The sequence below is a fragment of the Candidatus Nitrospira allomarina genome (assembly GCF_032050975.1).
GTDB lineage: Bacteria > Nitrospirota > Nitrospiria > Nitrospirales > UBA8639 > Nitrospira_E > Nitrospira_E allomarina.
Genome location: NZ_CP116967.1, coordinates 3,045,563 through 3,058,552, shown reverse-complemented (window position 1 = coordinate 3,058,552; position 12,990 = coordinate 3,045,563). Strand labels below are relative to the sequence as shown.

8 protein-coding genes are annotated in these 12,990 nt (G+C 46.5%); 3 read left to right on the top strand and 5 right to left on the bottom strand.

Features of this window, described 5'->3' with window-relative positions; genetic code table 11:
• Window positions 1-364 precede the first annotated feature (364 nt).
• Together mutT and PP769_RS13565 are read right to left on the bottom strand one after the other, a co-directional pair.
• Window positions 365-751, bottom strand: a complete 387-nt coding sequence (gene mutT / locus PP769_RS13570; RefSeq protein WP_312640989.1) for an 8-oxo-dGTP diphosphatase MutT — start codon at window positions 749-751, stop codon at window positions 365-367.
• Between the two features lie 28 nt (window positions 752-779).
• Entirely contained in the window at window positions 780-1,310 is a 531-nt protein-coding gene (locus PP769_RS13565) for an HhH-GPD family protein (RefSeq protein ID WP_312640987.1), read from the bottom strand.
• Window positions 1,311-2,034: 724 nt separating this feature from the next.
• On the opposite strand from PP769_RS13565, the gene PP769_RS13560 reads away from it, so the two are divergent.
• Window positions 2,035-2,988 (top strand): class I SAM-dependent methyltransferase, encoded by a 954-nt coding sequence (locus PP769_RS13560; protein ID WP_312640985.1) that lies wholly within the window; start codon window positions 2,035-2,037, stop codon window positions 2,986-2,988.
• A 161-nt stretch (window positions 2,989-3,149) separates the two neighbouring features.
• On the opposite strand, the gene PP769_RS13555 is transcribed toward PP769_RS13560, so the two are convergent.
• The 3 genes from PP769_RS13555 to PP769_RS13545 form a co-directional block, all read right to left on the bottom strand.
• A complete protein-coding gene (locus PP769_RS13555) occupies window positions 3,150-5,450 on the bottom strand; it encodes a hybrid sensor histidine kinase/response regulator (RefSeq protein ID WP_312640983.1) in 2,301 nt (766 codons plus the stop codon).
• 81 nt (window positions 5,451-5,531) lie between these two features.
• Window positions 5,532-7,751 (bottom strand): histidine kinase N-terminal 7TM domain-containing protein, encoded by a 2,220-nt coding sequence (locus PP769_RS13550; protein ID WP_312640981.1) that lies wholly within the window; start codon window positions 7,749-7,751, stop codon window positions 5,532-5,534.
• Between the two features lie 350 nt (window positions 7,752-8,101).
• On the bottom strand, window positions 8,102-8,827 hold the full coding sequence (locus PP769_RS13545) for an HAD-IA family hydrolase (RefSeq protein ID WP_312640979.1): 726 nt from the start codon (window positions 8,825-8,827) through the stop codon (window positions 8,102-8,104).
• A gap of 411 nt (window positions 8,828-9,238) precedes the next feature.
• Between PP769_RS13545 and PP769_RS13540 the strand changes: the two genes are divergently transcribed.
• Window positions 9,239-12,055: a valine--tRNA ligase gene (locus PP769_RS13540; protein WP_312640977.1), complete on the top strand. Its 2,817-nt coding sequence runs from the start codon at window positions 9,239-9,241 to the stop codon at window positions 12,053-12,055.
• Window positions 12,055-12,963 (top strand): carboxylating nicotinate-nucleotide diphosphorylase, encoded by a 909-nt coding sequence (gene nadC, locus PP769_RS13535; RefSeq protein ID WP_312640975.1) that lies wholly within the window; start codon window positions 12,055-12,057, stop codon window positions 12,961-12,963. Before PP769_RS13540 ends, nadC begins: the two co-directional genes overlap by 1 nt.
• Window positions 12,964-12,990 lie beyond the last annotated feature (27 nt).

Here is a 12,990-nt window from a genome sequence, read left to right as displayed (position 1 = left end):
AAGCAGCCCAGAGCGAGGCGGGAGAATCGAGAGGTGAACCGCAATGAACACCTTGCGGATGGGTCATTAAGGAATCTCACGCCCCATGAGTTGGCCGACCAGGCACCTTAGCCGGACCGCAGAAGGCATCGCATTTCCAACATGGCGCAGTCAAGTTTTCTGGGAGGGTTCACAAACGTCAAACAGCCAACCACCCTACTTAAGAACTGTCTCCTCATTGGGAAAGCGTAAAAATTGCCCATTGGAGAACCATGGCATCTGAGAAACCCACGGTACCAATAATCACAAATCGACTGAGGGCTGGAAATTGAAAGCGTCACCTTATTTTCCTTTATGGATACGCCTTTGAGAAAGCCAGAAAAACTCATTCGGCCAGATGCCCAGAATGAAGGATTTTGTGTACAACAGGGATATCGGCGGGAGGAAAAGCAAAGGAATTCAATTCATGTTTGTAAACCCAGGCGATCTCAGCGCACTCTAACGGTTGAGGAATGCCCTGAATGATGGAACAGGTAAAAAAATTCAACTCCACCACTTTTTCTGGATATTGATAATGGAGAGCATGGAACGGCAGAGGCTCACTAATATCCACCCCTAACTCCTCCCTCACCTCCCTGCGCAGGCAATCTTCCAGAGTCTCTCCAACTTCCTTTTTTCCCCCTGGAAATTCCCAAAGCCCCCCTAGATGGGATTCCGGCTTTCTCCTTGCCAAAAGAATCATATCTTTCCGGCAAATAATGGCGGCAGCCACAACAATAGTCGATGACTGCTGCAGATCACTACCTTTCGTCCGAAGAAACGGTGAGGCAAATATTCCTCATTGGACACAATAAACAAGTGGGTTTTCTGGCCGTACACATCATGGCTCCAAAATCCATTAAGGCCTGATTAAAATCATACCCTTTGCCTCTGGGAATAAGTGTTTCAGAGAGAACCCATAACTCCGTCTTCTGCTTCTTAGCCTCCCCTTTCCCAATAAATATCCGATGCAATACCCGCATCACGTTAGTGTCTAAAATAGGGGCGTCTTTATTAAACGCAAATGATCTGATGGCTCCTGCGGTATAACGACCAATGCCCTTCAGAGAAAGCAGCTCTTTTGCCTTACTGGGAATGGCTCCGCCATAACGCTCAATCGTCTCACAGGCAATGCCATGAAGTCGGTATGGTCGAATATTGTACCCCAGGGGATACCACGTTCTGCGAATATCATCGGGGTGAGCGACCGCTAAATCCTGCAGAGTAGGATATTTCCCAAGGAATTCATGGAATTTTGGTATAACCCGATCCACCTGTGTCTGTTGCAACATGACCTCAGAAACCAAAATTTTATACGGATCGCTGGTCCTCCTCCATGGAAGATCCCGCCCGAATTCCCCATACCACGTCAGGAGGCGTTTCTGAAATTGTGTTTTTTTTGATTTTGGAATGCCCTGAATAGCCTTAGCTTGAGGCCTGGATTTTTTTTTTGTTTTGATGTTTTATTATCTTCGTCATCAACCAGAAGTTCTTTCAAGTTTGATCCTAGCCAAGTCTAGGGCGTCACCACATTCGCCATACATTCTCAAAAATTAAACTAAAGCATCACTTTATCTTAACAGGCAATAAAAATTCATCCACTACATGAGATTCCATGAAACCGTCACGTTAATTTCCTAGACAGGGGTCTCTAAGATCGGGTAATGTCCCGCACATTAAGCAGGACCGTTATGTTCCTTTTCATGTGTTCCCCCATCCACATGTTCCTTCTATTTGAAAAACTGAGGGAATAGACGAGGTCCTATGAATTCCCTAAATCTTTCTTAGCGGTCAACCTTCAAGTATCCCGGGTCTTTGTCCAACTATGCGGACGAATTCCGGACCAGGAACTGCCTCTCCCCTGCCCCCTCTCAGGGGAACATTAAGATATTCTTCCGTTCACATTTTTTCCCAATTTTCATTCCATGCATTCCAGTCCTTACCGTCTCTGACGTGTAGGGATATGTTCAACATTCAACATTATATTTCTCCCTTACAACAAACAGGAGGTTTCCTATGCTCCCACACACTATCCCACTTTCCCAATTTTATCCAAGTGGAACCACAGAGATTCAAAAACTTGCCCAAAGCACAGCTGAACTCATTTCCGGATTCTCAAAAAAAGGAGGACCAAATCTATCAGACTATCCTTTGCTGAATACCCTCCTTCAACAGTTTTCCCGAGAAAATATACACAAGATCTTTTCCGCCGATCAATTAGGATTAATTCGAGCGGCTTTTGGAGAAGCCCTTTCACCCGCAACCATTCAGGGTTGGGCGTACCATAAACCGTTAGGATATGCAGGCGACTATCAAATTATTGAAAAAATTTACAATTACGAGACATCTTCGAACCCTCAGTTATCTAAGTGGGACGAGTTTTTTCATACCCAAAAAGCACCTAAGGCAGTCAGAAACCGATTATCTTTTTTCCTTGACCAATTATGGAAAACAAAAATGGAAACCCCTTCAACCAGCCATATCCTCAACTTAGCCTCCGGCCCTGGACGCGATATGTATGAAGCTCTCAAGGTTCTTGGGACTTCCAAACTCGAGATTGATTGCGTTGATCAGGACGCACAGGCCATCGATTATGCCAAGGACCTTTGCCGTGACTTTCTTTCTCATATTCAGTTTACGCACAAAAACGTGTTTCGTTTTTCACCGAACAAAACCTACCACCTGATTTGGTCGGCGGGATTATTTGATTATTTCAATGACAATATCTTTAAGCGAACCTTAAAAAGGTTCTTTACCCTTCTCAAAACAAATGGGAAAATGGTGATTGGGAATTTCACCACTGAGAATCCCAGTCGCGGCTATATGGAACTTTTCAAATGGGATTTATTTCATCGAAGCCAAATGCACCTTCGCATGCTTGCGCAGGAATGCGGGTTTACAGAGAATCAAATCCGTATTGAACAAGAACCTGAAGGGGTCAACCTATTTTTGGTAATCACAAAGAATTAACCAGAAAGAAAGGCATCCCTCTTTCGCATCGCACGGGAGCTTGGCTTTTTCAGGGACAGTGGTCATAGAAATAGAAAACGGGGGAATCCGTCACCAATGAGGATTCCCCCGTTTTCACAAACAATTAGGCAAATGCCAGGACACCCCACCTTGGCCAAAACTTATGATGTCGTCTTCTCTAAAACGGAATGAAGGACCACACTGAGGTCCACAAGGTTAAAAGGCTTGGCTACTCGACCCTTGAAACCATAATCCTGATAATTGGCAAGGACAGGGTCATTCGAATAACCACTCACCACAATAGCTTTGACTTGAGGATCTATAGTCAAGAGCCGGCTGATGACTTCTTTTCCTCCTAGCCCGCCGGGTATGGTTAAATCAAGGATGACGGCTGAAAATGGGGAACCAATTTCTCTTGCTTCACAAAAATTTCTTAAGGCTTCGTCTCCATCTTTGGCTGTTTGGTAGCTGTAACCACAGGTTCCCACCATCTCACCAAGAACGTTTCGTATTTGAATTTCATCATCCATGATTAGTATTTTGCCTTGTCCTACTTTCACGCTCCGCTCCGGCAATTCTGGAGACATTTCTTGAATAGGAATAGCGGGTAAAAATAAAGAAAAAGTACTACCTTCGCCAAGTGCGGACTTCACAGCCAACAATCCGCCATGATTCCTCACAATGGAGTAGGACGTCGCAAGTCCTAACCCTGACCCTGTGGACTTGGTTGTAAAATAGGGATCAAATATTTTTTCTAGATTGTCCTTTGAAATCCCAATCCCGTTGTCAATGAAGCGGATTTCAATCCAATCCTGAGCATGCGAAGTCATCGCTCCCAAACCAGATAGTTCAACCCCATCTCCTTTAACATTTTGAGCTTGAATGATACATTCCCCTCCCTCCTCCATCGCCTGCCTCGCATTGATCACAAGATTATGAATCACCTGGCAAATTTGACCAGCATCAATTGTAACCGGCCACAAATCATCGGAAATGTTAAAGATTGGACGGACATTAGAGCCGGCGAGCACCAACCGGACATTCTCATGCAAGATCTCTTTCAAGGAAACAGTCTTTTTTACCGGGGCCCCGCCCTTAGAAAAAGTCAGGAGTTGCCTCGCAATATCTTGTGCTCTCAAAGAGGCATGTTCGGCCTCAGAAATCCGAGTAAATAGCGGGTTGGATGAGTCCAGTGTATATTTCGCCAATGACAGTTGGCCTAAAATGGCTGTGAGCAGATTATTGAAATCATGGGCAAGTCCTCCGGCCAGAAGCCCAAGTGATTCGAGCTTTGCCCCCCGCAACCGCTCTTCCTCCCATTTCTTTCTTTCCGTCACATCCTGAGCTATCCCAATGATCCGATGGATCCTCCCTGATGAATCCTTCACCGGAAAGGTTCGGTTATGGATCCAGCGTAGCTCATGGCGACCAGTGACAATTCGATATTCAATATCAAGGCCTTTTGCATCGATTCTCTTTAGAAACAAATTTTCAACCTTGGCCTGATCTTCCTGAAAAACAATGCTCAACCAATCAAAAGGATTATTCATGAGTTTTTGAGGATCCCCGCCCCAAAGTCGTTGGTAAGCAGGACTCACATAAACAATTTGCTGTAGGTCTACATCCCAGATCCAAAACACACTATCCACCGTTTCGGCCAGTTGGCGAAATTTTTCATCACTGTCTCTAAAAGCCAACTCAGCCATTCGAACGTCTGTCACATCACGACAGATCAGCAAGACGGTTAAAATTTGTCCACCGATAGTTGGCTCCGGACAAAATCGTATTTCAAAATTTTTCAGTCCTTTTCCAGTAGGATGGGAAATCTCCAGGGATTCTGATATACCCTTTTTACACACCGATTGAATTTTCTCTTCAAATACACCTGCGACCTTTTGAGATACCCCCAATTCAATGAGTTCTTTACCCAAATACTTTTCTGGGGGAATTGGGTCAACGCTATCCCACCACCGATTTAAATACATAACACGGTTCTTACGATCAAAGCGTCCAATAATATCGGGAAGATTACCGGTCAAGGATTGAAGCTCTCGGTCCCAGCGCTGCAATTCCTCTTTGATATGTTGGTGATCAGGGATTTCAATTAACGCCCCATGGCAGATCATTTCATTTTCGATGCTCCCCTGAGACATCACACTATTTTCTTGAACCCAAACCACTCGATTTCCTTCACCGAGCATCCGATATTCTAACCGAATGGTTGCAGGCAAATGGGTGTGTTTCTCCCAAGCTCTCAAAAACATATTCCGATCTTCCGGATGAATCCGACAAAAAAACGCTTTAGAATCTTGGGTGAGTTGCTCAGGAGTCAAGCTTAACAATGAATAAACGTACGGACTCACAAACTTAAAATTCCGATCAATCCCCTGTTGAGTGCACTGATAGATAACCAGTGGTACATGGTCAAAAACGGAACGCTCATTTCGAGAGAAGCTATTCATAGAGGAAGAATGCCGCAATTCAACTACCGACCTGACTCAGAAGGAGTCAGCACCCAACCTCCAGGATTCTACCAATTTTTCCTACGAAAAAGGATGGCCAGCGTCTGGGGTTACCTTCACCTGCTTAAGAGGAATGGCGGGGTTACGAAATGAAGTCAAGGAATACTCATTGCCATAGGGTAGACTGAGGGGCAGTTGGATTTGAAATCCAAGAATGCCACGCTCATTGGTCAAAAGCTGAAGACGTCCAGAATGACGTTGAATAATTTGATGTGCAAGGATCAACCCTTGCGTGGCGGAAGGGTCAGGTTCATCAATTACGCAATTATCAAAGTCCCACTCCTCTATTGAAACCAGCTCAGAATCCGTTGACATTCTTTCCGCTTTCCACCACACCGAAACTTGAAGCCAATTTTGCCCCAAAACCTGGCGACCAGCTTCTGTTTCAATTCGCAAAGTTCCAGACAAATGCGAGGGGTCCTTTAAGAGAAATAACAGGCCATTGAAAATGGCCTGCATGAGCCCCTGGCGATCGACAGAGACCATCGGAACATCTGGACTAAATATCTTCTCAATCATCGTCTTATGGTAAGAAGGATTGCTCGCTACAAACAAAAGACAGGAATCAATGATATCGTGGATATGGGCTTTGGCATTCAATGATCCCGATAAAGGTTTGACATATTCTCTGATCTCTTTTGTTAAGGCTTCTATCTTCGCAAGATCTTCTCCGACGATACGATGAAGCCTATCCATAAATTCCCCGTCATGCCGTCGCATTTCAGCCACTTGAACAAACGCTTTAATTGAGACTAATGGACTATGAAGTTCCTGAGTCAATCCATTGGCCATGGCCTCAAGCGACCGTAGGCGATCCACTTGGCAAAGCAAATTCTGGGACCGGTGAATTTCTTCGCGTAAAATAGCATTTTCTAAAGCTAAGGCAGATTCCTGAATAATGGTATTCCAAAATGTTTTTCCACCCATCATCCGAATAGCTTCACTAGACGTAGGGCCAAGCGCCAAAACGCCCAATAATTGGTTATTCCCAAAGATCGGATAGAACAACTCTAATCCGGCACCTTCTAATATTTCGGCTATATGCCTCTCGCCCTCATTGGAATCTAAACCTTTTAATTCCCCGATGGAGACTTTTGCCTGCGTAAATAGTAGTAATTGTGGCAGATTGTCGGAGATAGCCCATCCATTCTGGATAACAGGATGATCAGGAGAAAATCCGAAATTTGAAACGGCCCTATAACGATTTTCTTCAACTTGCAAAACAAAGATTGCGGCCTTCGATGCTCCAGCACTCCTTCCGACCGTTTCTAGAATCGCCTGACCCAAATCCTGAATATTATGCATGTTAGCGACTTTTGAAGAAAATCTGGAGAGAGCTTGAGTCCTCAATTCCCGGCCTTTGAGTATGGTTCTCGCGACCGCGCCCTTCGTTCCCACTTTCATCTGATAAACTCCCACAACCGTCATGAGATGGAGCACAAGTTGCACGACGGAAAACCGGACATTAATGGCACCCAGCAGGGATTTCTGGGCCAGTAGCAGCATCGGATACACCGGCTGCGAGACAAACAATAAAATAGCAAAATAGGACAATCCTTTTTCAACATACACTGAAAATTCCAACCAGTGAAAACGCAACAAGGTATAGGCTACGATTGAAATATATACCGCAAACCCAATAGTTCCGTAGGGTAATACTTCAATCCCATACCACAAGGGATAATTAGTAGCCCCACCGATGTATCCGATTGCAGAGCCTATAAGGAGATACAAAAATTGCCTTCGACGTAATCCTCTTTCCTTCGCATAGGCTTGAATAAGAAGAAGATGGGCAAAGATTACAAGTCCGACCCACCAAATCAAACAAAAATGAAAGACCAAACCAGGCACACCCCAAAACGGAAAAACGGAAATTTGGCGGACACCTTGAATAAAGAAAGGCGTAAAATCGGCAAGAAGGAATACCCCTCCCACAAGGTAATTCCATTTAATGGTGGTACGATAAATATTCTCTTTCTTAAGTAAATACAAAACATGATGCAGAAATGTAATGGGAATAAAGATCGCCCCTGCCATTAATATACGAAGATTGAGGAGCGCAAAAAACTCGGAATCCGCGACTTGCCAGGCACAATACCCAAAACTCCATAAAGCAGTGGCGATTCCAAATAAACCGAACGTCCAATGCCTGGGATCCTTTGGAGCGCGGAAATAGACAAAGGACGCCAACCCGCTAGCGGCCAACCCATTCAACAATCCACTGATGGCAAAGAATTCCACGGGCTTCGTGTTTTTGACGAAGGAGTATTAACTTACGGATTCCACACCTGGAAAGAGTTCATTATGTCAAAAAAGGCCGCACCAGCCTTGAAGGGATATACTTTGATCATGAACCGTAACCTGAACGGCCCAAATGGTCAAGTATTCCCATTTTGATTTCCTTTGAGCTTCTTAGACGCCTTGGTATCGTGAAGGGTCGGCTTGCGAGCTTGGTGCCTGGCCACTCGCCGCCATTCGGCCCTTTCAGGATTTACCCTCTTACTTACCCGTCGGTGAGGGAAAGGGACGGGGCACCTGGTTTTCAAATCGCACTCGGAAGGTTGGGAAAAATTTGGATGCAGGGTGGGGTTTTAGCGATGCAAGAGGTCGTATGAACGCAGTTCAATCAAATTTGAAAGGGTCTGTGGATGATGAGGGACGCTATTTGTTGAACGATCAATCAAGACGGCATGAAGACCAGCCTGTCGCGCCCCCTCGAAATCCTCAAGAGGATGATCTCCTACATGAAGTGCTTCTTGAGGGATCACCATATGTTCATCGAGGGCATGAGCAAAAATATTTTTGGCTGGCTTGGCGGACCCGACCAAACTGGAAATGGTCACAGAATCAAAAAACGTGCTGAGACCAAGCCCACGCGAAACCTGAAAAAACCGACTATCAAAATTGGAAATAATTCCGAGTTCAAAGCCTTGCCCTTTCAACTCAGCTAATATTTCGAGTGTTTCAGGAAACAGCTCCCAATGGATAGGCTTCCCAAACGCCTCGAATACCTCCTCAAAAAACTCGTCAAATCCTTCGAACATCCCCACCCGATAAAAAACGGCATGCACAACATCAAACCACCACAACCGCTCGCACTGCTTGAGTTTTTCCGGCCGCTCCACCGAAAAAATCGGAAGAGGCATGTCTTTCATGGTTTGCTTGAATGCGGCATTCAATGCATATTGGGTGTGTTCGGTGTCCGGGACCCCGTATTTTTTAGCATACGTTAAATAGACCTCCCCTACCGATCCCTTTACATCGAATAAAGTCCCTACGGCATCAAAAAAAATGACTTTTATGGGGGAGGAACTCATACAATAAATGAGGAGGGAGGAGGATCAAGGGCGTAGAGGCCGACGACCTGTCCTCTGCCTAAGAATGGCCTTGTAGGTTCGTTCGATCAAACGAAAATCATTAGGATGGAAATTCAAGAAGAGAAATGAGGCTCTATGGAATGAAGGCCACGGCCTCAAAAAATCAGGCTCTTATTTCTTTTTGCCCTTTTCGCGCCGGGCCACTTCTAAACCTTTTACCCGCTGTTGATTTTTTCGATGTTTTCTTCGCAAATCACGATCTTTTTGCCGACCACGTGGCATGGGTGTTCTCCTGAGTGAATTGAAATACTTTGGAAATTTAATAGAATTTGTTTTTACCACAGGCATCATAGGAGGAACAAGAGGTCGTATTGCGGGCCTGTAGGGCCCGTGATAACATCGGAGACTTTTTTGCCAATTCCAAAACACCCTATCAACAATAGTATGTCATCTTCACAGTTAGAAAAAACCTACAACCCTAATGAAGTCGAGCAACGGTGGGGGTCCTATTGGATGCAGCACCATCTCTTCCAACCTGACCTCGGCAACCACTCTCAATCATATTGCCTGGTCATTCCTCCCCCCAATGTCACCGGATCACTCCACATCGGCCATGCCCTCAATACGACCATCCAGGACATTATCGTTCGATGGCGACGCATGCAGGGATTAAACACTCTTTGGGTTCCTGGGACAGACCATGCGGGGATTGCGACGCAAAATGTAGTGGAGCGGCAACTCGCGCAGGAAGGTCAGTCACGAGAACACATCGGGCGCTCGGCCTTCATCGACCGGGTCTGGAAGTGGAGACACCAATCAGGAAATACCATTATCGAACAGTTAAAACAGTTAGGAGCCTCCTGCGATTGGTCTCGTCTCCGGTTTACCATGGACGAAGGACTTTCACGAGCTGTTCGAGAGGTGTTTGTTCGTCTGTACGAGGAAGGACTTATTTACCGGGGGGAACGTTTAATAAATTGGTGCCCGCGCTGCCTGACAGCCCTGTCCGACATTGAAGTCGAGCACGAACCAATTAAAGGAAAGCTTTATTACATTCAGTATTACCTCTCTGACGATCCAACACAATTTCTCATGGTGGCCACTACCAGACCAGAGACCGTTCTGGGAGATACCGCAGTGGCTGTCCATCCTGAGGACCCTCGCTACCAGCGGTATATCGGCAAAGAAGCTCGCGTCCCTTTAACGACACGAACCATTCCCATTTTAGCTGATCCGATATTAGTTGATCGGGAATTTGGAACCGGAGCCGTCAAAATTACACCTGCTCACGACTTTAATGACTTTGAAGCAGGCGAGCGACACGGTCTTCCGCGCCTGTCCATACTCGATTTCCAAGCTCGAATGAGCCTTTCAGGACTTCAAGAATCTCAAGCAGACTCCAGACTTCAAACCACACTCAACCTCAAATCAGTCCAGGAAGCCCGCACCATGGTGATAGAAGCCCTGGAGAAGCAAGAACTTCTCCTAAAGGTTGAAGATCACGCCATGGCCCTCGGGAAATGTTATCGATGTAAAACCGTTGTCGAACCCTATCTTTCACCGCAATGGTTCGTCAAAATCCAACCTTTGGCAACTCCTGCCATCCAAGCGGTTGAAACCGGACACATTCGAATTATTCCCGATGGCTGGAAAAACAATTATTTGGGCTGGATGCACCAGATCAAGGATTGGTGCATTTCTCGCCAAATCTGGTGGGGACATCAAATTCCCGCCTGGTACTGTCGAACCTGCAACAAGGACAAGTTACTCCAAACTAGCCAGGTTGGCGAAGTCCCTGGCGACAAAATGATTTCTTCCCACCTCACAATGAGCTGCTTTATCACCCCCGATGCACAACCCATCGTCTCGAGAACTCCACCACAATCCTGTCCAACATGCGGCGGGACCAACCTCTTTCAAGACCCTGATGTATTGGACACCTGGTTTTCATCCTCCCTCTGGCCGTTTTCTACCCTCGGGTGGCCAGACAACACAGAAGACTTCAAATCATTTTACCCAACAGCAACCCTAGTCACCGGACTGGACATTCTCTTTTTTTGGGTTGCCAGAATGATCATGATGGGCCTGAAATTTACGGGGCAGGTCCCATTTCGTGATGTGTACATTCATGCCCTGGTTCGAGACGCCGAAGGTCAGAAGATGAGCAAATCCAAAGGAAATGTGATTGACCCCCTCACCAAAATGCGACAATATGGAACGGATGCCCTGCGGTTTACCCTGGCCTCAATGGCCTCTCCTGGCCGGGACATTAAACTGGCCGAGGAACGCATTGAAGGATATCGAAATTTTGTCACAAAACTCTGGAATGCCGCACGATTTATTCATCTCTATGCGGACGGACCGCGGACATCACTCGCAGCAGAGCTCCGCCCTTTTCCAGATCGATGGATTCTCAGCCGACTGAACCATACGATCCGTGAAGTGAGCAATGCCTTTGAAGACTATCGCTTTGACCAAGCCGCCTCTGCTCTCTATCAATTCGTCTGGCATGAATATTGTGATTGGTTCATAGAACTCGCCAAACCCTGCCTCCAACAGGAAAACCATCCTGATGCGCCTGTCACCCGCCAGACACTCTTGGAATCATTTGAAATCATCCAACGGCTGTTACACCCCGTGATGCCATTTATTACCGAAGAAATATGGCAATCCTTCCCGCACGAAGGGCTATCAATCATGACGCAACCCTTCCCTGCTGAAAAGCCGGAATGGGTCAATGCTGAAGCCGAACAGGCTTTTTTGTTTCTCCAAGCGTTTGTCAACACGGCGAGAACCGGGCGAGCCTTCCTGAATATTTCCTCTGCTCAAACCCCTTCGATCTATGGAGCGACCACCCAGGACAATGACACGGCCACTCTGGCCTTTCTTGCGCCCCATATCGAGTCAATTCTGCGCTCATCGGTCATCACAGACCAGGGCATCCCTTCTCTCCGTACATTACAATTGCCTTCTGGTCATTTCAGCACTATTGGCATTCCTGTTCCCAATGAGATTGACCTTCATGAAGTGATCAAAAAAATTCAGAAACAAATTGGAGAAAAAGAGAAGGAAGTGCAGCGCCTTGGCAATCGGTTATCCTCTTCTGAATTTAGGGAGAAGGCGGAGTCTTCCGTAATACAGGAATCAGAAGACCGCCGTACCAAGCTGATTGATGAGTTGGGAATTCTGAATATGACGGAACAACAACTGGTTTCCATGACGACCTGATGGGTGTACCTTCTCTGGCCTCGCCTCCTCCTCTTTTTTCCATCCGGCGCGTAATCAGCGCTGCGCTGGAAGAAGACCTTGCCTACGGAGACTTGACCTCAACCCTTCTCATTCCACCAACTCTATTAGCTCGCGCCGACATCATTGCAAAAGCCCACATGATCGTGGCGGGTGTGGCCGTTGCCAGAGAGGTGTTTCAATCAATCGATTCAACCCTTGAACTTACCACTCATGCTGGCGATGGAAGCATGGTGCGCCCGTTAACCACTATCCTGAGCATGAAAGGAAAGGCGCAATCGCTCCTTCAAGGCGAACGAATCGCCCTGAATTTCCTCCAACGGCTTTCGGGAATCAGCACTCTCACCCATCAGTTCTGCGAGGCTGTTCGTGATTATCCAGTCGCTTTAGTGGACACACGAAAAACAACACCTGGACTCCGGGCCTTAGAAAAATGGGCCGTCCGCCTTGGCGGAGGTAAAAATCATCGCTTCTCACTCCATGACGGCATTCTCATTAAAGATAATCACTTGATGGTCATGGCATCCCAACGGATGAACATCACCCAGACATGTTTATGGGCCAGGCAACATGCCCCGCATGGCCTTCAAATTTGCGTGGAAGTCGAAACAATTGCTCAGGTTCGACAGGCCTTAAAGGGAAAAGCCGATGTTCTTTTATTGGATAACATGACCCCCCGTCATGTCAAACAGGCCATAGACATCATCCAAAAACAGGCCTTGGTGGAAGTATCAGGAGGCATGACCTTGGACAACGTTCGAGATATGGCAGAAGCCGGACCGGATTTCATCTCGATTGGGGCACTCACACATTCCGCGCCATCCATGGACCTCTCCATGGAGATCGTTCCTCTCCGAACAAAAAGACGTCCTCAAAAGCGCCAACGATGAGACTGATTTTCCTCTAACCCCCTGACT

What these genes read in the sequence shown, in the direction of transcription:
- PP769_RS13555 (WP_312640983.1), bottom strand. Translation starts at nt 5,450, where the DNA reads ATGAATAGCTTCTCTCGAAATGAGCGTTCCGTTTTTGACCATGTACCA.
- PP769_RS13565 (WP_312640987.1), bottom strand. Translation starts at nt 1,310, where the DNA reads ATGTTGCAACAGACACAGGTGGATCGGGTTATACCAAAATTCCATGAA.
- PP769_RS13560 (WP_312640985.1), top strand. Translation starts at nt 2,035, where the DNA reads ATGCTCCCACACACTATCCCACTTTCCCAATTTTATCCAAGTGGAACC.
- nadC (WP_312640975.1), top strand. Translation starts at nt 12,055, where the DNA reads ATGGGTGTACCTTCTCTGGCCTCGCCTCCTCCTCTTTTTTCCATCCGG.
- PP769_RS13545 (WP_312640979.1), bottom strand. Translation starts at nt 8,827, where the DNA reads ATGAGTTCCTCCCCCATAAAAGTCATTTTTTTTGATGCCGTAGGGACT.